This is a genomic window from Novosphingobium sp., from assembly GCF_041905565.1.
Taxonomy (GTDB): Bacteria; Pseudomonadota; Alphaproteobacteria; order Sphingomonadales; family Sphingomonadaceae; genus Novosphingobium.
Genome location: NZ_JAYRKX010000003.1, coordinates 184,951 through 208,967, shown reverse-complemented (window position 1 = coordinate 208,967; position 24,017 = coordinate 184,951). Strand labels below are relative to the sequence as shown.

Sequence of the window (24,017 nt, the reverse complement as noted above, 5' to 3'; positions counted from 1 at the left end):
GTCAATCATCATCATCGTTGTTGTGCCGCCACCACAGGATCAGCAGCGGCACGCCCAGCAGCAGCGCCAGTTCCAGCCACAGGTTGCCCCACATGATCCCGCCGGCGCTGGCGGTCAGCTTCACGCGGATGCGTTCGTCGCTGGCCCAGGCCGAACCGCTTGTGGCCGCAGGGGTAAAGCTCGATCCGCCCCAGGCATTGGCCTTGAGCTGGGCGACCACGTCATAGCTGCCGCGCGGCACGCTGGAAAAGCGGGTGGTGGTGGAATGGCTGCCCTCGCTCCAGGTCCCGTCGCTGTCGCGCCCGGTGTAATGTTCGACCACGCCATAGGCGGTGTAGCCGCGCTGGGTGGCCCGGTCGACCAAGGTATAGTCGATGTCGATCCAGCGGTTCTCGAACGGGTCGGCGCGCGCAGCGATCGATACCGCCTGGTAGGGCCGGTTGATCGTGATCCGGCCCACCGGCACGCTCACTTCCGGTCCGCCGACCACGAGTTGCGTTTCGGCGTTGACGCTGGCCGTGGTCCAGCCCAGCGCGATCATCGCCAGCAGCGAGAGCAGCAGCGTTGCGAGGGCGAGAGCGAACATGCGCGGCAGGTCCGACCAGGCCATGCCCTCGGCCGCGTCATAGGCTTCGCCCAGGCGGGCGGCCAGGCCATCGTCGCTGGGCGCGGCGGTCGCGGTCAGGCCCTGCACGCCGCGCCGGCCAAACGCCGGGCGCGGGCCGCTGCCGGCGGGCGGGGCAAGGCGGAAAGCCTGCTTCACCGTGTCGCCGGGCACCGGCACCAGGTGGGTCCAGTTGACTTCGTCGGCGCTCCATTCAGCCGACAGCAGTTCATCGCCGTGGCTGTATGTGGCCGCGCTCACTTCATCCCCGGCGCGGACCCGCCAGTAGAATTCGCCGATCACGCGGGTGGTGGTGGTCGGCGCCGGATCATAGTCCTGCGTATAGCGCGCGCCGCGCCACAGCGCCGCGCCGCCGCTGCCGGTGGGGCGGTCGATCAGCATGGTGCCAAAGGTCCATTCGCCTTCGCTCAGCACCAGCCAGCGATAGCCGGCATAGGGGTTGAACAGCAGCGTTTCGGTCCAGTCCACATCGCCGTCGCTGCGCGCCAGCGCGCCGATCGCTTCCCATTCGGTGTCCAGCAAGGTGCCGCGCCGCCCCAGCGGGATCGGCAGGTCCTGCATCGCGCCTTCGTACTGTTCAATTACCGCCACGTCCGGGTGGGCAACATCCAGCAGCGCGCCGCAGTGCTGGCAGCCGACCGACACGGAATAGCCCGCCGCCTTGACCGCGATGGTCCCCCCGCAATTGGGGCAGGTGATGGCGCGCGCCGCGTTCATCGCAGGCCCACCGGGATGGTCCAGCCGTCCAGCTGGCGCAGGCCAGTGGGGCGCAGTGCGGCCAGGTCCAACGCCGTGCCCAGCCAGGCGCTGGGGCCGGCGCCGTCCCGTTGCAGACTGATCACGCCGCCCCGGCTGCCGCGCAGGTCGATGCTGACCAGTTCGCTTGCCGCCGGGGTGGGGCGGGGCAGTTCACCCTCGCTGCCCAGGCACTGCGCGGTCTTGATGTCGCTTGCCTCGAACTCCTCGTCCCCCAGTGTCAGCCGGGTGCCGCGCGCCAGGGCGGCGCCTTCGGCAAAGCCGTGCAGTTCGGCGCGCTCGAGTAACTCGGGATGTTCCTCGGTCAGCATGAAGCTGCCCATCGCCTCGCCCAGCCAGCGCGGCTGGCCGTCGCTGCAATCGAGCAGCCATTCGTTCCACGATCCGTCGGCCCACCCCCAGCGCACCCGTCCGGCCACGCTGAAGCGCACCGGGCCGAAGCTGCCGGCAGTGCCGAGCTGGATCGGCGACACGTCGAACGGCAGCACCGCGCTTTTGCCGATCGCGCTCAGCGCTTCGCCCTCGCGGCGGATCAGGGTCTGGCAATAAGGGCAGGTGACATAAGGCAGCGCGGCGCTGCGCACCGGCACGGGGGCGCCGCACGACGGACAGGAAAGTTCGCTCACCGCGCGTGTCCCCCGGCGCCTTCGGCCCTACTTCACCCGGCCCAGCAGTTCGGCCTTCTTGGCGTCGAATTCGGCCTGCGACAGCGCGCCCATCGTCAGCAGCTTGTGCAGCTTTTCGATCAGCGCGAAGGGATCCTCGGCTGGGGTGGCGGGCGCGGCGCTGGCAGCCGCGCTGCCGCCAGTGCCCAGGCCCTGAGCCATGGCCCCGCCCATCGCGGCGGCGGCGGCCATCCCGGCGCCCATCGCGGCCAGGCCGCCATCCTGCCCGGCGGCCTTTTCCAGCGCTTCGGCGGCCTGGAACTTGGTGTACTTGTCCAGATCGCCGATCGCCCGCATCGAAGTGCCCTTGTCGAGATGGGCCTGGACTTCATCGGGCAGCGACACGCTTTCGACGAAGAAGGTCAGGCACGACAGGCCCCAGGCCGCAAAGGCCTTGTCCACTTCGGCCTTGATCTTGTCTGACATGGCCTGCTGGTTCGCCGCCAGGTCAAGGAACGGTACGCCGCTGCCGCCCAGCGCGGCGGCGATGGCGGTGACGATGGCCGAACGCAGTTGCGCTTCGAGCGCCTGCGCGGTGACTTCGCCGGTGGTGCCCAGAATGCGCTGGGAAAACGGCTGCAATTCGTTGATCTTGAAGGAATAGGTGCCAAAGGCGCGGAGCCGCACCGGCCCCAGATCGGCGTCGCGCACGGTGACCGGCTGGCTGGTGCCCCATTTCAGCCCGGCCTGTTCGCGCATCGAGAAGAACACCACGTCCGACTTGAACGGCGATTTGAACGCCTTGTCCCAGTTCAGCAGGTTGGTCAGCACCGGCAGATTGGCCGTGTCCAGCGTGTGCAGCCCGGGGCCGAAGAAATCGGCCAGTTGCCCTTCGTTGAAGAAGGCAGCGATCTGCCCTTCGCGCACGGTCAACTGCGCGCCGTTCTGGATCTCGTGATCGGCAAACGGCACCCGCCAGGCCAGCTGGCCCGGTTCTTCCAGCCATTCGATGACGTCAACGAACTGCTTTTTCAGGAAATCAAACATGGTCCACTCCGCCGGAGATCATGCCCCGGAGGATAGTGTATCGCTTGGGTAATACAATAAAAACCGGACAAGCCGTTGCCATATTTCAGGCACTTGCGGCCAGCACCGCCAGATGCGCCAGCGCCGCGCCCAGCGCCAGAACCAGTGCCACGGTCAGGCGCGGGCCGGCATAGATCGAGACCTGCCGCTGGGTCGGAAAGCTGAACGTGGTCGGGATGCCGAGCAGCTTGAAGGCGTGGTGATCGGCAAAGCGCGGATCGGTGATCATCGCCAGCATGTCGCGGCGGCTGCGATAGCGCATCAGCCCGAAGATGGTCCAACCCGGATCGGGTTCGACCTGCCAGGCATCGACATAAGGGCCAACCTTGCGCCCGACCATGCCGGGATGCCCGCCGCGCCGGATCAGCGCGCGCACGAACGGATCGGAATAACGCCGCATCATCTCGGGACCGGGGACGGGTTCGCCCGTGTGCGGATCCGCGACCACGCCCTGTTCGACCTTGACCAGGTTGAGCATGACGAATTCCTTGCCGTCGTCCGCCTCGAGGAAGGAGCGCAGCACGGCCGGATCGTTGCCGCCGGAGAACTTGCCCTGCACCGCCGCAAAGAAGGCGTCGATCTCCGCCTTGGTCAGCGGGCCGCGCCAGCTGTCGTACCACAGGCGGAACAGCAGGTAGAGCGCGGCCGCTGCCGTCCAGATCATCCCGCCGCTCACTTCGCGGTCTCCACCCTGGGGGCGGGAGCGAAGGGCCGGATGCCCAGCTTGGGATAGATTTCGGGCGGGAAATAGACCGTCCCGTCCTTGACCACCATGCCGATCGCCTTGATCGCCTTGAGATCCTTGGTCGGATCGCCGGGGATCAGGAAGAAGTCGGCCAGCTTGCCGCGCTCGATCGAGCCGAGCTGCTGGTCCTGGCCAAGGTACTGCGCCATTTCCAGCGTGGCGCGCGACAGCACCTGGGCCGGGGTCATCCCCAGCTTGCCGAACAGTTCCAGCTCGCGGTGATAGGTGAAGGCCCCGCCGGTATCTGTGCCCGGGATCAGCAGGATGCCCTTGCGGTTCATCTCGGTCAGCGTTTCGAGGATCTTGCCATAGGCGGCGACATATTCGGCGCGCTGCTGCGGGGTATCGGCCCCGAACAGCGCCTGCTTCAGCTGGCGCTGCTCGGACGGCGGCATGTGGTCGATATAATCCAGCGCGCCGGGATTGGCCTGGCCGTCCAGCGCGGTCAGGCCCAGCTCGTGGATGCCGATGGTCGGTTCATGCGCAACCTTGCGGGCGGCCATCGCGTCCAGCGTGCCCTGGACTTTGGCCGACTTGATGTCGAGCGTGGGGAAGCGCCGCATCGCGGTGAAGCGGAACAGGGTGCGGGTATCCTCGCCGGGTTGCAGCACCCAGCCCAGCATCAGCTGGTTGACGTGGGTCAGCTCGTCGAACCCGGCGGCGATCATCGCGTCGGCGCTGGAAAAGGCCGGCACGTGCCCGGCCACGCGCAGCCCGTGGCGGTGCGCTTCGGCGACCACCGCCGGGGCCCAGGCCGGGTCCATCGAATTGTACAGCTTGGCCTGCCAATAGCCGCGCGCCGCATACCAGCGCACCGCGTCAAGCGCTTCGGCCTCGCTTGAGGCGAGAATCCCGTTGCGCGCGCTGAACTGGCTCTTGCCTTCGATGAAGCCGCTGCGCACCACGCGCGGGCCGGCCACCTCGCCCGCCTCGATCCGATGGATCAACTGGTCGAGCACGGCGTTGTCATTGCCCATGTCGCGCAGCGAGGTGATCCCGGCCAGGACGTTGAGCAGCGCGTCTTCCTGGCCCAGGTGGCCGTGCATTTCGAACATGCCCGGCACCAAGGTGCCGCCGGCCCCGTCGATCACCGTTTCGCCCGCCGTCGCCTTGCTGCCGGCTGGCAGCACTTCGGCGATGGCGCGCCCGGCAACCACCACGTCGCTGGGCGCGGTCAGCGCCTTGGCGCGCGGATCGAACAGGCGGACGTTGCGGATCCGCACCGGCCCGGCATAGCGGTGCGCGCCGTCCTTCTGCAGCCCCGCCAGCCGTTCCGAGGCGAGCCGTTCGGACAAGTCGCGCAGCGGCTTGTCGGCGGCCTTTTCATAGCCCGCGCGGGCGATGATCAGATCGGGCGTGGCAAAGGCGAAGAACTCGCCCTTGCCGTCCAGCGTGATGTACAGCGGGGCAAGCGACAGTCCGCCCAGCTCGTAAGTGATCGCGTCCAGCCGCCCATCGGGACCGTCAAAGCTGGCGCGCGCGCGTTCGCGCAGCGTGGCCGTGCCGCCCGGGGCCACCGGCAGCCTCTTGTCCGGCGCGGCGAGCAGCGCCTTGGCGAGCAGCGACACGTCCAGCGGTGAGCCGTTCTGCGCGGCATAGAAACGCGGCGCGTCCTTGCCCGCGATCTTGCCGGGGCCGGACAGGTCGCGCCATTGCGCGCCCTTCGCCGTGCGGGTGAAGCGTTCGTTCACCGCGTTGCCGAACGTGGTGCGCCCGGTGATCGTCCAGTCGACCGGGCGGCCGTCCTTGTCCAGCCGCAGGCTTTCCTTGATCGTCGGCCCGCGTCCGTTCTGCTTGAAGTCATAGTCCACCGTCACCCGGTCGCCCTCGGTATCGACGATGTAGTGGCCGATGTCGGTGTCCTGGGTGACCACGCGGTAGGTTACGGGCTTGGCGGCCAGCGGCATGGCACAGGCGGCCAGGGCGACAGCGCCCAGCAGACGGAATTTCATGGCAGGTTCTCCCCGGAAGCGATTTGGGGGCAGCCTAGCCGATTATCGCACCCCCGCCAGTGCCTTTTGCCGGCGGCGCTGCACCGAACTGCCCAGGCCAATCGCCTCGCGGTACTTGGCCACGGTGCGGCGGGCGAGTTCGAAGCCGCGCGCCTTGAGCAGATCGACCAGCGTGTCGTCCGACAGGATCGCCTTGGGATCCTCGTTGTCAATCAACTGCTTGATCGCGGCTTTTACCGCTTCGGCGGAAGCGCCGCCTTCGCCATCGGTCGAACCGACGCCGCTGGTGAAGAAGTATTTCAGCTCGAAGGTGCCGCGCTCGCAGTGCAGATACTTGTTGCTGGTGACCCGGCTGACCGTGCTTTCGTGCATGGCAATCGCCTCGGCCACCTGGCGCAGGGTCAGCGGGCGGAGCTGCGAGACGCCGTGGCGGAAGAACCCGTCCTGCTGCTTCACCAGTTCGCTCGCCACTTTCAGGATGGTCTTCTGCCGCTGGTCGAGCGCCTTCACCAGCCAGTTGGCATCGGCCAGCTTGTCCGACAGCCAGCCGCGCGCGGCCTTGTCGTCGCAGGCATGGCGCATTTCGACATAGTAGCTGCGGTTGACGATCAGGCGGGGCAGGGTGGCCTGGTTGATGCTGACGTCCCAGCCGCCGTCCTTGCGCGGGGTGACCAGGATGTCCGGCGTTACCGGCTCGCCCCCGCCCGAACCAAACCTCAAGCCTGGTTTAGGATCGTATCCGCGCAGTTCGGCGAGCATCTCGGCGAAGTCTTCGTCGTCAACGCCGCACATCCGCTTCAACCGGGGCAGTTCCCCGCGCGCCAGCAGGTCGAGGTTGTCGAGCAGGCGGGCCATGCACGGATCATAGCGGTCCGCCTCTTTCGCTTGCAGGATCAGGCATTCTGCCAGGCCGCGCGCGCCGACCCCGGTGGGATCGAGCGACTGGATCAGCGCCAGGCCGTCCTCGGTCAGGTCCTCGCTGACCCCCAGTTCCGCCGCGATCTCGCGCAAAGGCACCGGCAGATAGCCCGCCTCGTCCAACTGGCCGGCGATATGGCGGGCGATGAAGGCCTGCACCGGATCGCGCGCCGCCGGACCGATCTGGCTGTCGAGGTGTTCGGCCAGGCTCGGCTCGCCGCCGCCGCGCTCGTCGATCCCCGGGCCGTCTTCGCCGGCCGGGCCGCGTAGTTCCGCACCCCAATCGCCGCGCTCGCCATCACCGGTGTCGCGCTCGGTATCGAGCGCGGCGGCGTCGATGTCGAGCGGGCGGTCGTCCGCCGCGCGCCCTTCGGCAACCAGTTGATCGACCGGCGAGCTTTCCAGCGTGGTGCGGCGCGCGTCGATTTCGTCCGGGACGGTGTCGGGTGCGGCGGGCGCGCCGTCACCCAGTTCGAGCAGCGGGTTGCCGTCGAGCGCTTCGCCGATGAAGGTTTCGATTTCGAGGTTCGACAGCGCCAGCAGCTTGATCGCCTGCTGCAATTGCGGCGTCATTACCAGCGACTGGCTTTGCCTTAGGTCGAGGCGAGGCCCCAGCGCCATTGATCCGTTCCGCGACCCGCCCCGATCAGAGCGTGAAGCCTTCGCCCAAGTACAGGCGGCGCACGTTCTCGTCCGCGACCAGCGCTTCGGGGCTGCCGGCGAACAGCACCTGCCCGCCATAGATGATGCAGGCGCGGTCCACGATATCCAGCGTTTCGCGCACGTTGTGATCGGTGATCAGCACGCCGATGCCGCGCTGCTTCAGGTCTTTCACCAGGTCGCGGATGTCGCTGATCGACAAGGGGTCGATCCCGGCGAAGGGTTCGTCGAGCAGCATGATCGACGGCTTGGCCGCCAGCGCGCGGGCGATTTCGCAGCGGCGGCGTTCCCCGCCCGACAGCGCCATGGCCGCGCTGGTGCGCAGCCGGGTCAGGCCGAATTCGCCCAGCAGGCGTTCCAGCTCGTCAGCGCGAACGGCCGGATCGGGTTCGACCAGTTCCAGCACGCAATTGATGTTCTGTTCGACCGTCATGCCGCGAAAGATGCTGGTTTCCTGCGGCAGGTAGCCGAGGCCAAGGATTGCGCGGCGATACATCGGCAGGTGGGTGACATCGACCCCGTCCATCAGGATCCGGCCGCTGTCGGGCCGCACCAGCCCCATGATCGAATAGAAGCAAGTGGTCTTGCCCGCGCCGTTGGGGCCAAGCAGGCCCAGCACCTCGCCCTTGCCGACCGACAGCGAAATGTCGGTCAGCACCGCGCGCTTGTCATAGCTCTTGGCGATCGAGATCACTTCCAGCCCGCCCTGCGGGATCGGCTGGGCGGCGCTGGCGCCGGAGCGCTCGGATTGAACGGTTTCGGTCATCACTTGCGTCATTTATGCGCCCCCCGTCCGGTCGGCAAGCACCTGCGGTGCCAATTGGCAAGATTCGTGCATGACCGGCGATAAACCGCATTGCACGGCAATGGTAAACGAGTCTTGCAAGGGGCCGCCTTCGGTGATTTACTCCGCCTCCGGGGAACGAGAGGGGAATGCCGATGGTCAAGGTGTGGAACGCCGCCGTCAACAATCGGGCCAATGCCAAGCCGCTCGACTGGCGCAAGCGGATGAGCGACAATATCGCCTATGCCCTGCTGGTCTATACCGGCTTGCAGATCTTCGTGACGATGGGCGCGCTGCACGGGCAGGGCGGGTCGATCCTGCCCTATTTCGCGCTGGTCCTGCTGGTCGCCGCGATCATCCCGGCCTGCCGTCGGTTTGAACGGCGCTGGGCGCGCCTGTCGGACGCGCAGGCGGCCGATCCCGAATTCGTCAGCTACTACCGCCGCGACCAGCGCTGGCTGTGGGCGATGGCTGTGGGCCTGCCCTTCATGGTCACCGCATTGTTCAAGCTGCTGGCGCTGGCGATCGGCTGATTGCACAATGCCGGGCTGATCCCTAGATCGGCAGCTCCCGCTTACGGAGTTGCTCACCGCCCATGCTTACGCCCCAACAGGCCCAGGATCGCGCCGCCGCGCTGATCGACCTTGCCCGCCGCGCCGGCGCCGATGCTGCCGATGCGGTTTATGCGGGCGGATCTTCCGAAGGGGTGTCGGTCCGGCTGGGCGAACTGGAAGACATCGAACGCTCCGAAAGCGAGCACCTTGACCTCAGGGTGTTCGTCGGTCGCTGCTCGGCCTCGATCGGGTCGAGCGACCTGTCGGACGCGGCGCTGACCGAACTGGCCGAGCGCGCGGTGGCCATGGCCCGCGCCACGCCCGAAGACCAGTATGCCGGGCTTGCCCCGCAGGACCGGCTGGCAAGCGGGCCGTTCGTTGATCTCGACATTGCCGATGCCACCGCGCTGTCGCCGCAGGACCTGCGTGAACGCGCGCTGGCGGCGGAAGATGCCGCGCGCGCCGTGGCCGGGGTGACCAACAGCGAAGGCGGCCATGCCAGCGTGGCGCGGCGGGTCTTTGCCCTCGTCACCAGTCACGGCTTTGCCGGGGCCTATGAAGGGGCAATGCACGGCCTGTCGGCCACGGTGGTCGCGGGCGAAGGTTCGGCCATGCAGCGCGACTATGCCTGGCGCAGCGCCCGGCACCTGGCGGACCTGCCCGACCCGGCCGAGATCGGCCGCGAGGCGGGCGAACGCACCGTCCGGCGGCTGAACCCCGGCAAGCTCAAGAGCGGGCCGCTGCCGGTGGTGTTCGATCCGCGCGTTGGCGGTTCGCTGGTCGGACACCTGACCGGGGCGATGTCGGGCAGTTCGATCGCGCGCCGGGCCAGCTTCCTGCTGGGCAAGGAAGGCGCGCAGCTGTTCGCGCCGGGGATCGAGATTGTCGATGATCCGCTGCGTCCGCGCGGACTGTCCTCGCGCGCGTTCGACGGGGAAGGGCTGCCCACGGCGCGCACCGTGCTGGTGGCCGATGGCAAGCTGGGCGGCTGGCTGATGGACAGCGCCTCGGCCCGGCAACTGGGCCTGGCGCCGACCGGCCACGCGGTGCGCGGCCACGGCGGCGCGCCGGGCGTGGGCACGACCAACCTGCACCTGTCCGCCGGCAGCGCGACCCCGGCCGAATTGATGTCCGACATCAAGGACGGCGTCTATGTCATGGAATTGATTGGCCACGGCGTGAACGGCGTGACCGGCGATTACAGCCGCGGTGCGTCGGGCTACCGGATCGTCGATGGGCAACTGGCCGGGCCGGTGGCGGAATTCACCGTGGCCGGCAACCTGCTCGACATGTTCGCCCACCTCAGCGTGGCGAATGACCTGGAATGGTATCGCAGCGTCAACGTGCCGACGATCCGGGTCGACGGCATGACGGTGGCAGGGGATTAGCAGGAAACCCGGGGAAGGCCGGTTGGCCTTCCCCGAGGGTTATCAGTCAACCGCAGCGGCCTTGGCGGCCTTGTCTGCTTCGTAGCGCTCGATGCATTCCAGCACGATGCGCTTGGCATCGTCGGCATCGCCCCACTTGCCGATGCGGACCCACTTTTCAGCTTCCAGGTCCTTGTAGTGGGTGAAGAAGTGTTCGATCTGCTGCAGCACGATCGAGGGCAGGTCCTTGCGTTCGCCCACGTCCGAATAATACGGGAAGGTCGAATCGACCGGCACGCAGATCAGCTTTTCATCGCCGCCGTGCTCGTCTTCCAGGTTCAGCACACCGATCGGCCGGACGCGGATGACGCAGCCCGGGACGAACGGCGAGCGCGCGATCACCAGCGCGTCCAGCGGGTCGCCATCGTCCGACAGGGTGTGCGGAACGAAGCCGTAGTTGGCGGGATAACGCATCGGCGTGTGCAGGATGCGGTCCACGAACAGCGCGCCCGATTCCTTGTCGAACTCGTACTTCACGGGTTCGCCGCCGACGGGCACTTCGATGATGACGTTAAGGCTCTCGGGCGGGTTATCGCCCACGGGGATCTTGTCGATACGCATAGTGGGATCGCCTTAGCGGCGATAATGTTGCGCTGCAACACGCCTTTGCGGGTTCTTTCTTTGGTGCGCCAATCGCATCCGCGGTTGGCTTGCAGCACCAGCCCGCTCCCCCGGCCCAACCACCCACAGGGTACCTTGAACGGGTGGTTGGGCCGGGGGAGCGGGCTGGTGTCGCAAGGACAGGCCGGATGGCCTGTCCGCACCAATCAACCAATCCCTAACCCGCCGCGCCGGCCAGCACGTTGATCGAAAAGGCCAGCACGCCGATGTTGAACACGAAGCTCAAGACGCTGTGCGCGGTCAGCACGCGGCGCACGGCGGTGTGGGTCACGTCGACGTCGCTGGCGGCAAAGCTCATCCCGGCGGTGAAGCTGAAATAGAGGAAATCCCAGTAATCCGGCTCGGGCGTGCCGGGAAAGTCGAACCCGCCAAGGTCCCGGCCATCGGGCCCGCGCGAATAGTGCATGTGCGCATAGTGCAGCATGAACACCAGGTTGGTGAACACCCACGACAGCGCCAGCGTGGCGATCAGCTTGACGATCGCCAGCGGCTCGCCGTGGTGCGCGGCCGGCAGTTCCGCGCTGATTGCGGCCAGGATCGCCAGCGCGGTGGCGGCAGTGACCACCAGTACGGTCGGGCGGTTGGCATCGTTCTGCGCGGCGTGGCGGCGCATTGCCGCCGCGCTGCGATCGCGCAGCAAGGGGGAAAGCGACAGGATGAAGGCCAGCGCGGCCACGTCAAACCCCAGCACCAGCGCGTCGCCCGGCGGGCTGGCACGGGCCAGCCGCCAGCCCAGCGCCACGGCTGCCATCACCGCCATGAACAGGACAAAGCGCGGCGGCGCGATCCGCTGGCCCAGCAAGGTGCGCAGGGCGCGAAGCGGGCCGCGCCGCGCGGTCACTTGGCTTTGCCGCCCTGGGCCCGCCTGGGCAGCAGCAGCAGGTCCAGGCCGACCGGGCCGGTGCCGGGGGCGGCGCGCTCAACCCAGGGCCAACGCAGCCCGCCCTTGTAGTCCAGCTTGACCGTCTGGAAGCGGTCGCCGCGCTGCACCAGCAGTTCCAGCGGCGCGCCGGTCTTGGCGGCGGTGATCGCCCGCTTCATGTCGTCGGCGGAATAGGCCGTGCCGTTGATCGCCAGAATCTTGGTGCCGGTCACCAGCCCGGCGTTGAAGGCCGGGCTGTCCCACTGGGTCGCGGTCACCCTGGCGTCCTTGTCGATCGTCAGGCCCAGCGAATAAGTCAGCGACAGGTTCTTGGCATCGGCCATGCGCGCCTTGTCGAAGGGGTTGGGTTCTTCCTTCCAGTTGAGGCGGTAGCCGCCCAGCTCGATCCCGCGCACCGGGGCGGGCTGGTTCGGCTGGTTCAGCCGGGTGTCGAGGAAGGTCTTCCAGTCATAGGGATAGACCTTGCCCAGGTCGCGGGCGACATCGGCCAGCTCGAACGTGATCTGCCCCCAATCGCCATCGTTCATCCCGAAGAACACCTTGGCGAAATCGTCGATCGACTTCTTCCCGCCGGTGCCGGCGCGGATGATCTGGTCGGCTTCCAGCCACACCAGCGCGCCTTCGGTGTAATAGTCCTCGCTGCGAGCGAGCGAGGCATAAGGCTTGGCTTTGCGCGCGCCGAACACCGGATCATGGCCCGTATCCTCGACCGAGCGCCAGCGGCGGCCCGGCTGGGTGGCGAAATTGCCCGCCCAGTTGGCCAGCATGCCCAATACCATGTCCTTGCCCTGCAGGCCCGAGCGCGCAGCCAGCACCAGCCCCCAGAACTGGTCCTGCCCTTCATAGGCCCAGAGCAGGTCGCCCTGCATCGGCTGGCGATAGTCCGGCGTCCACAGCCGCGCCGGGCGGCGGAACTTGCCCGACCAGCTGTGCGAATATTCGTGGGGCAGCAGGTTGCGGTCCCATTCGTTCTTGTCCCATTCGAGGAAGGCGCCCGGCTCCAGCTGGTTCTCGCTCGACCGGTGGTGTTCCAGGCCGATCCCGCCCATCCGGTCGGTCAGCGCCAGCAGGAATTCATAGCGGTCGAAATGGTTCGCGCCGAACGCCAGCCGCGCCTCGGTAACAAGGTTGCGGTGCAGCTCGATCTGTTCGGGCTTGGCCGCGAGCTGTTCCGGCTTGTCCGCCACGACGTTGAGCGTGACATTCTGCCCCAGGTCCCACTTGCGGAAATTCTTGCCGGCAAAGATCGGGCTGTCGATCAGCACTTCATAATTGGTTTCCGCCCAGGTCCAGCGGTTGCCGTCCTGCCGCACGCCGTCCAGCGCGGTCGCGGCGGTCCAGCCCTGCGGCAGGATGACCGATGGCCGCACCTTGACCTGGCGGACGTAATGTCCGGCCGGGTACAGGCTCATCATGTCGAATTGCAGGTTGAGCATTTCCTGCGTCATCGAAATCCGCCGCTCGCTGCTTTGCAGCGGGCTGGTGTGGATGAAGCGGGCAACCACGTCCTTTGCCCCTTCGGGCAGGGTGATGTGGAAGGCGTTCATTTCCACCCGGTCGCGCTTCCATGCCAGGGTCTGGCCATTGGCGGTGAAGGTGATGTCGACCAGTTCCGCCAGCGGCCCGCGCGGGGCGTGCTTGCCGGGCAGCCATTCGGGAAACAGCAGGGTCAGCTGCCGGGTGCCGGGGACGACGGGAACGGTCTGCGTCACGCGGTAGGTGCCGCGCACCGTATCGCTGGCGTCCACGTCCAGTTGCATGGTTCCGCCCGGATAGGGCACGTCGGCGGCATCCGGCACAGAAGCCTGGATGGGCACGGCCACGGGGGCGGACAGGCCGTTGGCGAGGGCGGCGGGGGCGCAGCCAAGGGCAAGCGCGGCGATCAGCGATCCGAAAGTCTTGTGCATTGCCAGTTCATGGCGGCAAGCCGCGCGCCGGGCAATCCGCGCATCGCGGCTTTTCGACAAAGCGCAAACCGGCTAGGGGCCAGCGCCATGAGCACACCACAGGCCATTCGCGGGACCCAGGACATCTTCGGCGCCGATGCCGAGGCCTTCGCCCATGTCGTCGAAACGTTCGAACGCGTGCGCAAGCTCTACCGCTTCCGCCGCGTGGAAATGCCCGTGTTCGAAAAGACCGAGGTGTTCAGCCGCAGCATTGGCGAGACGACCGATGTCGTCTCGAAGGAAATGTACAGCTTCGAGGATCGCGGCGGCGATTCGCTGACCCTGCGGCCCGAATTCACCGCGGGCATCTGCCGCGCCTTCCTGTCGAACGGCTGGCAGCAGTTCGCGCCCTTGAAGGTGGCGACCCACGGGCCGCTGTTCCGCTATGAACGCCCGCAAAAGGGGCGCTACCGCCAGTTCCACCAGCTCGACGCCGAAATCCTTGGCGCAGGTGAGCCGCAGGCGGACGTCGAACTGCTGGTCATGGCCGATCAGCTGCTGAATGAGTTGGGGATCGCCGATGGCGTGACGCTGATGCTCAACACCCTGGGCGATGCCGACAGCCGCGAAGCCTGGCGCGCCGCGCTGGTTGAATACTTCCGGGCGGTGAAGGGCGAGCTCTCCGAAGATTCGCAGGACCGGCTGGAACGCAACCCGCTGCGCATCTTGGATAGCAAGGACCCGCGCGACAAGGCGTTCGTGGCCGACGCGCCGAAGATCGACGATTTCCTCTCGGACGAGGCGCAGGCGTTTTTCGCGCAGGTCACCAGCGGGCTGGATGCGGCGGGCGTTGCCTGGACCCGCGCCCCGTCGCTGGTGCGCGGGCTCGACTATTACCGCCACACCGCGTTCGAATTCGTCACCGACCGGCTGGGCGCGCAGGGCACTGTGCTGGGCGGCGGGCGCTATGACGGGCTGATGGAAAGCCTGGGCGGCGCGCACACCCCCGCCGTGGGCTGGGCCGCCGGGATCGAACGGCTGGCGATGCTGGTGGCTGATGCCGGGGCGGCCAGCGCCGATCTGCTCGACGTGATCCTGGCGATCGAGGATGATGCGGCGATTACTTTCGGGGTCAAGGCGCTGAAGGCGCTGCGCGGCGGCGGCCTGTCGGCCGACATGATCGCCAGCGGATCGCCGCGCAAGCGCTTCGACAAGGCGTCGAAGATCAATGCCAAGGTGCTGGTCGGGATCACGCTGCGCGATGGCCAGATTGCCTGCAACGTGCGTTCGCCCGGCTATTCGCAGGACGCCGTGCGGGTTGAAGCCGTGCTGGAGCATCTGCGCGCGTGAGCGTCCCTGACGCCCGCCTTGCCCAGATCGCCGCCCGCTTCGCCGAGATCGAGGCGCGGCTGGCTTCGGGCACGCTGGAGGGCAAGGACTTCATCGCCGCCAGCCGCGACTATGCCGAGCTGGAACCGGTCGCCAAGGTCGCGGCCGAAGTGGCGGCAATGCGCGGCGAACTGGCCAGTCTGGCCGAGCTGGACGATCCCGAAATGCGCGAGTTGGCCGAGGAGGAACTCGCCCGGTTGAAGGACGCGCTGCCCGAGGCCGAACACCGCCTGGCGATTGCCATGCTGCCGCGCGACAGTGCCGACAGCCGCTCGGCCATGCTCGAAATCCGTGCCGGCACCGGTGGGGATGAAGCCGCCTTGTTCGCGGCCGACCTGCTGCGGATGTACGACCGGTTCGCCGCCGAACAGGGCTGGCGGGTCGAAGTGGTCAGCGCCAATGCCAGCGACATCGGCGGCTTCAAGGAAGTGGTCGCCGAAGTGACCGGCAGCGGCGTGTTCGCCAAGCTGAAGTTCGAAAGCGGCGTCCACCGCGTCCAGCGCGTGCCGGTGACCGAAAGCGGCGGGCGCATCCACACCAGCGCGGCGACCGTGGCGGTGCTGCCGCAGCCCGATGAAGTGGACGTGCAGATCGAGGACAAGGACCTCAAGATCGATGTCTACCGCGCCAGCGGGGCCGGGGGACAGCACGTCAACACCACCGATTCGGCGGTGCGCATCACCCACTTGCCGACCGGCACCGTGGTGACCTGCCAGGATGGGCGCAGCCAGCACAAGAACAAGGAAAAGGCGATGCAGGTGCTGCGTGCCCGGCTCTACGAGGCCCAGCGCGAAGCCGCCCAGGGCGAGGAAGCCGCCGCGCGCAAGGCGATGGTCGGCTCGGGCGACCGCAGCGAACGCATCCGCACCTACAACTTCCCGCAAGGCCGCGTCACCGATCACCGCATCAACCTGACCCTGCACCGCCTGCCCGAAATCCTCGAAGGGCCGGGGCTGGGCGAATTGATCGACGCGCTGCTGGCCGAGGACCAGGCCAAGCGGCTGGCCGCCCTGGGGGAATAGGGCGGTGAGCCCGACCATCGCCGAGGCCTTGCGCGCCGCGGCGGAGCGACTGTCCGCCACCAGCGACACGGCCCGGCTCGATGCCGAAGTGCTGATGGCCCACGCGCTGGGCGTGACCCGTTCCGACCTGCTGCTGCGGCACCTGCGCGGTCCCGTGCCGCCGGGATTCGCCGCGCTGGTCGAGCGCCGCGCGGGGCACGAGCCGGTCGCTTACATCACCGGCACGCAGGACTTCTTCGGGCTGACGCTGCAGGTTTCGCCCGCCGTGCTGATCCCGCGCGGGGATAGCGAGGTCTTGGTCGAGGCTGCCCTTGCCGCGCGGGCCGATGCGCGCCGGGTGCTTGATTGCGGGACGGGTTCGGGCGCCTTGCTGCTCGCCGTGCTCAATGCCCTGCCGCAGGCCAGCGGGGTGGGAATCGATGCCAGCGCGGCGGCGCTGGACGTTGCGCGGGCCAATGCCGCTGCGCTTGGGCTGGCGCAGCGGGCCGACGTGGTGCTGGCCGACTGGCACCAGCCGCGCTGGGCCGATGCGCTCGGCGGACCGTTCGACCTCGTACTCGCCAACCCGCCCTATGTCGAAGCGGACGCGCGGCTGGCCCCGTCGGTGCGCGATCACGAACCGGCCAGCGCGCTGTTTGCCGGGCCGGACGGGCTGGACGATTACCGCGCGCTGATCCCGCAATTGCCCGCCTTGCTGGCGCCGGGCGGGGCGGCGCTGGTGGAAATCGGCGCAGCCCAGGGCGCGGCGGTGGCGGCCATCGCGGACGCCGCCGGGCTTGCCGTCCGCCTCCACCGCGACCTGGCCGGACGCGACCGCGTGCTCGAACTCAAGATTCCGCTTGGCAAGGCTGGTGGCAGCGCGTAAGCGCACAGGCAGGCCAGCGCCGGACCGAATGCGTGTCCCGTCGGTCAAATCCAACATTTGCAATCGGAACGGCAAGCTGCCGTCGCTGCTCGCAAGTGTCGGGGCCCCGGCATGCAGGGAGCAGCCAGGGCACAGGGTCATGCGGCCGGACAGGTGGGACAAGCCGAGGGCGGCCGCCGGATTAGGGAACTTTCACCCTTGAATAACAACAATCGTGGCAACAATCGGCGGCGCGGCCGGGGTAATCGGCAGAGTGGCGGCGGCGGCGGTCAGCAGCTTAACCGGATCGACAGCCGGGCGCGCGGCAATGCGCCGCAGCTGCTGGAAAAGTATCGCAAGCTGGCGCAGGACGCACACCTCAACGGTGACCGCGTGACGGCGGAGTATTACCTCCAGTTTGCCGACCACTATTTCCGCGTGATCGCCGATGGCCGCCAGCGCCAGGAAGAACAGCGCATGCGCCGCGAGGACCGCTGGGAAGGCGGTGAGGATCAGGGTGACGATGCCGGCGATTTCGCCGTGGACAACGATTTCCCCAGCTTCGACCAGCCCACCTACAGCCGCCGCGAGCGCGAGGAGCGCCCCCGCCGCAGCGAGGAACCGCGCAGCGACGAAGGCGAGACCGTCGTGGCTGACGAGGAAGCTGCCGCGCAGCCCAATCCCTATGAACCGGCGGAAAACCCGTTCGTGCGGGGCGATCGGCCCAGCCGCGGGCTGCGTCCGCGCCGCGATGATCGCCGCCCGCGCCGCGATGACCGGGGTGCTGAGCGAGGCGAAGACCGGGGTGAGGGCGATGCCCCCGCCGGGCTCGATCCTTCCTCGCTGCCGCCGGCCATCGGCGCGCCGCGCAGCGATGACGCCGAAGCCGAAGCACCGGCCGCCGAAGCCAAGCCCAAGCGCGGCCGCCCGCGCAAGAAGCCGGCTGCGGACGAATCCGGCGAAACGCTCGAATCGGTCGGCTAAGCCACTGGCAATTAACCCACTGGCCGGTTAGTCCCGCAATGATGGATCGACTGACCGGCTGGCTGGAACGCGTGCTTGCCCATCCGCGCAAGCTGGCGCCGCTGCTGGGCGCGCTGGTTGCCTGCGGATTCCAGCCGCTTGGGCTGTGGCCGCTCGCGCTGGCCGCGCTGGCGCTCCAGATCGAGCTGACCGCCCGCGCCCCCAATGGCCGCCAGGCCGCGCTGATCGGCTGGCTGTTCGGGCTGGGCCTGTTCACCGTGGGCAACAACTGGATCGCGGTGGCCTTTACCTACCAGGCGGCAATGCCGGTCTGGCTGGGCTGGGGCGCGGTGATGGCGCTGGCGTTGTACCTGGCGGTCTGGCCGATGCTGGCCGCCTGGGCCACCTGGCGCTTTTTTCGGGCCAACTATGCCAGCCTGGTGCTGGCGTTCGCCGCGCTGTGGATCATCACCGAATGGCTGCGCGGCTGGGTGTTCACCGGATTTCCCTGGAACCCGCTGGGCGCCTTGCTGCTGGGCCCGTTCGACCGGGCCGGGGCGGCGCAGCTGGCCACGCTGGTCGGCAGCTATGGCCTGTCGGGGATCGCCGCGATTATGGCCGGGGCCTGGCTGATCGCGCTGCGGCGGGGCCGGGCAGACTGGCGCGGCGCCCTGCTGGTGGCCCTGCCAGCGGCGCTGTGGTTCCTGCCGCAAGGCACGGCGCAAGCACCGCGCGGCGGCCTGGCCTATACCCTGGTCCAGCCGATGATCCCGCAGGAACAAGTCAACGATCCCGCCAGTTACGAGGCGAACTTCCGCCGCCTGGCCGCATTGTCCGGCGCGGCGGATGATAGCCGCCGCCTGCTGCTGTGGCCCGAAAGCGGTGTGCCCGATTACCTGCGCGAAGGCTATCCGGACCGCTATTACCTCGACAATTACGGCGCCGATCCGGTGCTGGCGCGGCGGCGGCTGGGCCAGGTCGCGGGTGCCGAGACCATGCTGCTGACGGGCACGGTCGATCTTGAAATCGCCCAGGACCGGGCGGCAGGCGCGCGCAACGTGGTGACCGCGCTGGACGGCGCGGGGCAGATCCGCGGTTCCTATGCCAAGGCGCACCTGGTGCCTTATGGCGAATACCTGCCCATGCGCCCGCTGCTGACCCCGCTGGGCCTCGCCCGGCTGGTGCCGGGGGACATCGATTTCTGGCCCGGTCCGGGGCCGCGCACGATCGAGCTGGGGCCATGGGGCCGGGCGGGCGTGCAGATCTGTTATGAGATCATCTTTTCGGGCCAGGTGGTGGACCGCGCCCACCGCCCGGACTTCATCTTCAACCCGTCCAACGATGGCTGGTTCGGCAGCTGGGGCCCGCCCCAGCACCTGGCCCAGGCGCGGCTGCGCGCGGTGGAGGAAGGGCTGCCGGTGCTGCGTTCCACCACCACCGGGATCAGCGCGGTGATCGACGCGGGCGGTGTGGTCGAACGGCATGTGCCGCGCCATGAAGCCGGGCGAATCGATGGCGCACTGCCCGCCGCCCGCGCGCCCACGCCGTTCGCGCGGTGGGGCAATATGCTTCCGCTTGGCCTGGCCGCATTACTTCTTGCCCTGTCCTTGGTTGCCAGACGCCGCCGCCATGGGTAGGACGACAGTTACATAAAGCTTGCTTTATATCGAGAGAGCATGATGCGCACCGATTACCTGTTCACTTCCGAAAGCGTTTCCGAAGGCCATCCCGACAAGGTGGCCGACCAGATCTCGGATTCGATCGTCGATCTGTTCCTGTCGAAGGATCCCGAAGCGCGGATCGCCTGCGAAACGCTGTGCACCACCCAACTGGTCGTGCTGGCCGGGGAAATCCGCTGCAAGGGCGTGTACGAGAACGGCGCCTGGGCACCCGGTGCGCAGGACGAGATCGAAGCCACCGTGCGCCGCACCGTGCGCGAGATCGGCTATGAACAGGACGGCTTCCACTGGGAAAAGTTCGAATTCATCAACCGCCTGCACGGCCAGTCGGAACACATCGCGCAGGGCGTGGATGCGGCCGCCAACAAGGATGAAGGCGCGGGCGACCAGGGCATCATGTTCGGTTACGCCACCGACGAAACGCCCGACCTGATGCCGGCGACGCTCTATTACAGCCACAAGATTCTGGAACGCATGGCCGCTGACCGCCATTCCGGCGCCGCGCCGTTCCTTGAACCTGATGCCAAGAGCCAGGTGACCCTGCGCTATGAAGGCAGCCTGCCGGTTGCCGCGACGGCGGTGGTCGTCTCCACCCAGCACGCGCCGGGCTATGACGAGGGCGACAAGGAAGCCGAACTGCACGCCTATGTGAAGCGCGTGGTGGCCGATGTGATCCCGCCCGTCCTGCTGCGCGAGACCGAATATTTCATCAACCCCACCGGCAGCTTCGAAATCGGCGGGCCGGATGGCGATGCGGGCCTGACCGGCCGCAAGATCATTGTCGATACCTATGGCGGTGCGGCCCCGCACGGCGGCGGCGCATTCAGCGGCAAGGACCCGACCAAGGTTGACCGCAGCGCCGCCTATATCAGCCGCTACCTCGCCAAGAACGTGGTCGCCGCCGGGCTGGCCACGCGCTGCACGATCCAGCTGGCCTATGCCATCGGCGTGTCGAAGCCGCTGTCGCTCTATGTCGATACGCATGAAACCGGCACGGTGGGTGATGACAAGATCGAAGCGGCGATCCTGTCGCTGCCCAAGCTGGGCGGGCTGACCCCGCGTTCGATCCGCACGCACCTGGGGCTGAACAAGCCGATCTATCGCAAGACTGCGGCCTATGGCCACTTCGGCCGCAAGGCTGAGGGCGACCTGTTCCCGTGGGAACGGCTTGACCTGGCTGACGACCTGAAGGCGGCGCTGGGCTGAACGGGCTGGCCCTCTCCAGCGATGGAGAGGGTTACCAGCGGTAGTCGGCGGTAATCACCCCGGCAGCGGCGAGTTCTTCCTCGTGCGCGGCTTCACGCCAGGTTTCGGCCAGCGCGGCCTGTTCCCATTCCAGCATCGCCGGGTGGGCCAGCATGTGATCGACCCAGGCCTGCCCAGCGCCCACGTCCAGCCCATAAGTGCGGATGCGGAAGGCGACCGGCGCAAAGAAGGCGTCGGCGGCGGAAAAGTCCGCCCCGGCCAGCCACGGCCCGCCAAAGCGCGACAGGCCGGTTTCGAAGATCTCGCGCACGCGCGCCACGTTGCGGCGCAGGCCCTCGCTCATCGGCTTGGGTGCCACGCGCACGCCGACGTTCATAGTGCAGTCGTTGCGGAGGTGGCCAAAGCCGCCGTGCATTTCCGCCACGGCTCCTTGGGCGAAGATGCGGGCTTCCTCATCGCCCGGCCAAACGCCCGCATGGCGATCCGCCAGGTAAAGCGTGATCCCCAGCGAATCCGGAATCACCCGCGCGCCGTCGATCAGCACCGGGACCTGACCCGTCGGGGAAAAGCGGCGGAAATCGTCGTAATTGTCGGGCTTGGCGAAGGGTTCCAGCCGGTCTTCGAAGGCAATGCCCAGCGCCTTTAGCAGCAGCCAGGGGCGCAGCGACCAGCTGGAATAGTTCCGGTTGGCAGTGATCAGGGTATAGGTCATGTTCCCAGCGCGGCGTTGAGGCCACTGACCGCGTCGATGAAATCCTCGCGGAAGTCCTGGACCACGGCCTTGGCGCTGCGCACCTGTTCGACCAGCCCGACGCCCTGGCCCACGAAATAGCTGACCAGCTCGCGCGCCTGCTGGTTGCCGCCCAGCACGGCCTTCTCGATCTTCTGGAAGCTGGGTTCGCTGACCATGCCCATCAGCGGCATTGGCAGGGTGCCGGGGCTGTCCGCGCCGTCCCAGGCTTCGTGCCAGGCGGTTTTCAGCTGGCGGGCGGGCTTGCCGGTGCGGCTGCGGCTGCGCACCGTATCGCGGCTGCGCGCGGCGACCATCTTGTCGCGGAAGGTCTCGCTGGTCTCGGCCTCGGTCGTGGCGAGCCAGACCGAGCCGGTCCAGGCCCCTTGCGCGCCGGCGGCCATCATCGCCGCCATTTGCGCGCCGGTCATGATCCCGCCCGCGGCCAGCACCGGGATGTCGGCGCCCGCCTGCTTGAGCGCGCGGACCACTTCGGGGATCAGCACCAGGGTCGAAACCTCGCCGCAGTGGCCGCCCGCCTCGCCGCCCTGGGCGACGATAATGTCCACCCCGGCCGCCGCCTGGCGCAGCGCGTGTTCCTTGGCCCCGACCAGCGCGGCCACGGGGATGCCGCGCTTCTTGCCTTCCTCGATCATGCGCGGCGGGGCAATGCCCAGCGCATTGGCGATCAGCTTGATCGGGTGGCGGAAGGCCACTTCCATCTGGGCATAGCCGTTTTCGGGCGTGATCCCGGCGCGGCCTTCGTAATGGACCACGCTGTCGGCACTGGCCGCGATCCCGTACTGGTTCAGCAGGCCGGCGGTGAAGCGGCGGTGTTCTTCGGAAATGGCGGCGGCGCGGGTTTCATTGTCGCTGAAATCGGCCACGCGCGGATCGATCGTTTCAGGCACCAGCACGTCGACACCATAGGGCGCGCCGTCGATGTGGGCATCGATCCAGGCCAGTTCTTCTTCAAGCTGTTCGGGGGTGAAGCGGGTTGCCCCCAGCACGCCGAAGCCGCCCGCCTTGCTGACGGCGACCACCACGTCGCGGCAGTGGCTAAAGGCAAACAGCGGAAATTCGCAGCCGGTCAGCCGGCAGACCTGATTGTCCATGATTCTCTCCCTTTGGCCCGATCATGGCGAGGGAGTTTGGTTGCGGCAAGAGACCTTTCCCGTGCGCGCCGCACACGGGATTGGCGTTGCACTGCGCGTTCAGGCCAGCTTGCGCACGTCGGTCAGCCGGCCGGTCACCGCCGCCGCCGCCGCCATCGCGGGCGAGACGAGGTGGGTGCGCGCACCCGGCCCCTGCCGGCCGACGAAGTTGCGGTTGCTGGTCGAGGCGCAGCGTTCGCCCGCCGGGACCTTGTCCGGGTTCATGCCCAGGCAGGCCGAACAGCCCGGTTCGCGCCATTCAAGGCCCGCGTCGATGAACACCTGGTCCAGCCCTTCGGCTTCGGCCTGGCGCTTGACCAGGCCCGAGCCCGGCACGACGATCGCCCACTTGACGTTGGCGGCCTTCTTGCGGCCGCGCAGCACTTCGGCGGCGGCGCGCAGATCCTCGATCCGGCTGTTGGTGCACGAACCGATGAACACGTTCTGGATCTCGACCGCTTCCATCGGCTGGCCGGGGGTCAGCCCCATGTAGTCGAGCGACTTCTGCGCGGCTTCCTGCTTGCTGGGATCGGCAAAGCTGGACGGGGCGGGGACCACGCCGCTGATCGGCACGGTATCTTCCGGGCTGGTGCCCCAGGTGACGGTCGGGGCGATGTCGGCCGCATGGATCACCACCACCTTGTCATAGCTGGCGCCCGGATCGGTCGCCAGGCTGCGCCACCAGGCAACGGCGGCGTCCCATTCCGCGCCCTTGGGCGCATAGGGGCGGCCCTTGAGGTAGGCGAACGTGGTATCGTCCGGCGCGATCAGCCCGGCGCGCGCGCCGTGCTCGATCGCCATGTTGGAAATGGTCAGGCGCCCTTCCAGGGTGAGGTCGCGGATCACTGGACCGGTATATTCGATGACATAGCCGGTGCCGCCGGACGCGCCCAGCACACCGCAGATGTGCAGCACCACGTCCTTGGCCGAAACGCCGGGGGGCAGGGTGCCTTCCACCCGCACTTCCATGGTCTTCGACTGGGCCAGCAGCAGGGTCTGCGTGGCCAGCACATGCTCGACCTCGCTGGTGCCGATGCCGAAGGCCAGCGCGCCCAGCCCGCCGTGGCAGGCGGTGTGGCTATCGCCGCAGACGATCGTCGCGCCGGGCAGGGAAAAACCCTGTTCCGGGCCGACCACGTGGACGATGCCCTGTTCCGCATCGGCATCGCCGATGTAGCGGATGCCGAATTCGGGCGCATTGCGTTCCAGCGCGGCAAGCTGCTGCGCGCTTTCCGCGTCGGCGATGGGGATGTGACGCCCGGCCGCATCGCGCCGCGCGGTGGTGGGCAGGTTGTGATCCGGCACGGCCAGGGTCAGGTCCGGACGGCGGACCTTGCGCCCGGCGCTGCGCAGCGCTTCGAAAGCCTGGGGGCTGGTCACTTCGTGAACCAGGTGGCGGTCGATGTAGATCAGGCAGGTGCCATCGTCGCGGCGTTCCACCACGTGGGCGTCCCAGATCTTCTCGTAAAGGGTGCGGGGTTTGCTGGCCATGATGCTTAGCGCCTTAAGCGTGCCGTGCGCCGCTTGG

At 67.9% G+C, this 24,017-nt stretch carries 21 protein-coding genes; 8 read left to right on the top strand and 13 right to left on the bottom strand.

The window, feature by feature from the left end; genetic code table 11:
- Window position 1: 1 nt before the first annotated feature.
- From ACE3N9_RS04415 to lptB, 7 genes are all read right to left on the bottom strand, one after another.
- The gene (locus tag ACE3N9_RS04415) at window positions 2-1,342 is read right to left on the bottom strand and encodes a DUF4178 domain-containing protein (protein ID WP_374281230.1); all 1,341 of its coding nucleotides are present in this window, start codon (window positions 1,340-1,342) and stop codon (window positions 2-4) included.
- The gene (locus ACE3N9_RS04410; RefSeq protein WP_374281228.1) at window positions 1,339-2,007 is read right to left on the bottom strand and encodes a DUF4178 domain-containing protein; all 669 of its coding nucleotides are present in this window, start codon (window positions 2,005-2,007) and stop codon (window positions 1,339-1,341) included. The genes ACE3N9_RS04415 and ACE3N9_RS04410 overlap by 4 nt, the downstream gene beginning before the upstream one ends.
- A 27-nt stretch (window positions 2,008-2,034) precedes the next feature.
- Window positions 2,035-3,033, bottom strand: coding sequence for an SPFH domain-containing protein (locus ACE3N9_RS04405; protein ID WP_374281226.1), 999 nt, complete (start codon window positions 3,031-3,033; stop codon window positions 2,035-2,037).
- 85 nt (window positions 3,034-3,118) lie between these two features.
- Entirely contained in the window at window positions 3,119-3,736 is a 618-nt protein-coding gene (locus tag ACE3N9_RS04400) for a hypothetical protein (RefSeq protein ID WP_374281224.1), read from the bottom strand.
- Window positions 3,737-3,744: 8 nt separating this feature from the next.
- A complete protein-coding gene (locus ACE3N9_RS04395) occupies window positions 3,745-5,769 on the bottom strand; it encodes an amidohydrolase family protein (RefSeq protein WP_374281222.1) in 2,025 nt (674 codons plus the stop codon).
- Between the two features lie 42 nt (window positions 5,770-5,811).
- Complete coding sequence (rpoN, locus tag ACE3N9_RS04390; protein WP_374281220.1) at window positions 5,812-7,308, bottom strand: RNA polymerase factor sigma-54; 1,497 nt, start codon at window positions 7,306-7,308, stop codon at window positions 5,812-5,814.
- Window positions 7,309-7,333: 25 nt separating this feature from the next.
- Window positions 7,334-8,113, bottom strand: coding sequence for an LPS export ABC transporter ATP-binding protein (lptB, locus tag ACE3N9_RS04385; protein ID WP_374281218.1), 780 nt, complete (start codon window positions 8,111-8,113; stop codon window positions 7,334-7,336).
- Between the two features lie 167 nt (window positions 8,114-8,280).
- Between lptB and ACE3N9_RS04380 the strand changes: the two genes are divergently transcribed.
- Together ACE3N9_RS04380 and ACE3N9_RS04375 are read left to right on the top strand one after the other, a co-directional pair.
- Window positions 8,281-8,664 (top strand): hypothetical protein, encoded by a 384-nt coding sequence (locus ACE3N9_RS04380; protein WP_374281217.1) that lies wholly within the window; start codon window positions 8,281-8,283, stop codon window positions 8,662-8,664.
- Window positions 8,665-8,726: 62 nt separating this feature from the next.
- Entirely contained in the window at window positions 8,727-10,073 is a 1,347-nt protein-coding gene (locus ACE3N9_RS04375; RefSeq protein ID WP_374281215.1) for a TldD/PmbA family protein, read from the top strand.
- Between the two features lie 42 nt (window positions 10,074-10,115).
- Here the strand turns inward: ACE3N9_RS04375 and ppa are convergent, their stop codons facing one another.
- The 3 genes from ppa to ACE3N9_RS04360 form a co-directional block, all read right to left on the bottom strand.
- Window positions 10,116-10,673 (bottom strand): inorganic diphosphatase, encoded by a 558-nt coding sequence (gene ppa, locus ACE3N9_RS04370; RefSeq protein ID WP_374281213.1) that lies wholly within the window; start codon window positions 10,671-10,673, stop codon window positions 10,116-10,118.
- A gap of 217 nt (window positions 10,674-10,890) precedes the next feature.
- Window positions 10,891-11,574 (bottom strand): DUF1345 domain-containing protein, encoded by a 684-nt coding sequence (locus ACE3N9_RS04365; RefSeq protein ID WP_374281211.1) that lies wholly within the window; start codon window positions 11,572-11,574, stop codon window positions 10,891-10,893.
- Complete coding sequence (locus tag ACE3N9_RS04360) at window positions 11,571-13,523, bottom strand: M61 family metallopeptidase (RefSeq protein WP_374281209.1); 1,953 nt, start codon at window positions 13,521-13,523, stop codon at window positions 11,571-11,573. The genes ACE3N9_RS04365 and ACE3N9_RS04360 overlap by 4 nt, the downstream gene beginning before the upstream one ends.
- 87 nt (window positions 13,524-13,610) lie before the next feature.
- Here ACE3N9_RS04360 and hisS point away from each other — a divergent pair, with 87 nt between their 5' ends.
- The 6 genes from hisS to metK all read left to right on the top strand — a co-directional run bounded on the left by hisS (window position 13,611) and on the right by metK (window position 20,605).
- Window positions 13,611-14,852 carry a histidine--tRNA ligase gene (gene hisS / locus ACE3N9_RS04355; RefSeq protein ID WP_374281207.1) on the top strand — a complete coding sequence of 414 codons (1,242 nt, stop codon included), beginning with the start codon at window positions 13,611-13,613 and terminating at the stop codon, window positions 14,850-14,852.
- Window positions 14,849-15,913 (top strand): peptide chain release factor 1, encoded by a 1,065-nt coding sequence (gene prfA, locus ACE3N9_RS04350; RefSeq protein WP_374281205.1) that lies wholly within the window; start codon window positions 14,849-14,851, stop codon window positions 15,911-15,913. Before hisS ends, prfA begins: the two co-directional genes overlap by 4 nt.
- 4 nt (window positions 15,914-15,917) lie before the next feature.
- Window positions 15,918-16,778: a peptide chain release factor N(5)-glutamine methyltransferase gene (prmC, locus tag ACE3N9_RS04345; RefSeq protein ID WP_374281203.1), complete on the top strand. Its 861-nt coding sequence runs from the start codon at window positions 15,918-15,920 to the stop codon at window positions 16,776-16,778.
- A 198-nt stretch (window positions 16,779-16,976) separates the two neighbouring features.
- Window positions 16,977-17,741, top strand: a complete 765-nt coding sequence (locus ACE3N9_RS04340; RefSeq protein WP_374281201.1) for a DUF4167 domain-containing protein — start codon at window positions 16,977-16,979, stop codon at window positions 17,739-17,741.
- Between the two features lie 41 nt (window positions 17,742-17,782).
- Window positions 17,783-19,357 carry an apolipoprotein N-acyltransferase gene (lnt, locus tag ACE3N9_RS04335; RefSeq protein ID WP_374281199.1) on the top strand — a complete coding sequence of 525 codons (1,575 nt, stop codon included), beginning with the start codon at window positions 17,783-17,785 and terminating at the stop codon, window positions 19,355-19,357.
- Between the two features lie 42 nt (window positions 19,358-19,399).
- The gene (metK, locus tag ACE3N9_RS04330; RefSeq protein WP_374281256.1) at window positions 19,400-20,605 is read left to right on the top strand and encodes a methionine adenosyltransferase; all 1,206 of its coding nucleotides are present in this window, start codon (window positions 19,400-19,402) and stop codon (window positions 20,603-20,605) included.
- A gap of 31 nt (window positions 20,606-20,636) precedes the next feature.
- Here metK and ACE3N9_RS04325 read toward each other — a convergent pair whose 3' ends face one another.
- From ACE3N9_RS04325 to leuC, 3 genes are all read right to left on the bottom strand, one after another.
- Window positions 20,637-21,317, bottom strand: coding sequence for a glutathione S-transferase family protein (locus ACE3N9_RS04325; RefSeq protein ID WP_374281197.1), 681 nt, complete (start codon window positions 21,315-21,317; stop codon window positions 20,637-20,639).
- The gene (locus tag ACE3N9_RS04320; protein WP_374281196.1) at window positions 21,314-22,450 is read right to left on the bottom strand and encodes a nitronate monooxygenase; all 1,137 of its coding nucleotides are present in this window, start codon (window positions 22,448-22,450) and stop codon (window positions 21,314-21,316) included. Before ACE3N9_RS04320 ends, ACE3N9_RS04325 begins: the two co-directional genes overlap by 4 nt.
- A gap of 99 nt (window positions 22,451-22,549) precedes the next feature.
- Window positions 22,550-23,980 (bottom strand): 3-isopropylmalate dehydratase large subunit, encoded by a 1,431-nt coding sequence (gene leuC / locus ACE3N9_RS04315; protein WP_374281194.1) that lies wholly within the window; start codon window positions 23,978-23,980, stop codon window positions 22,550-22,552.
- Between the last annotated feature and the right edge of the window lie 37 nt (window positions 23,981-24,017).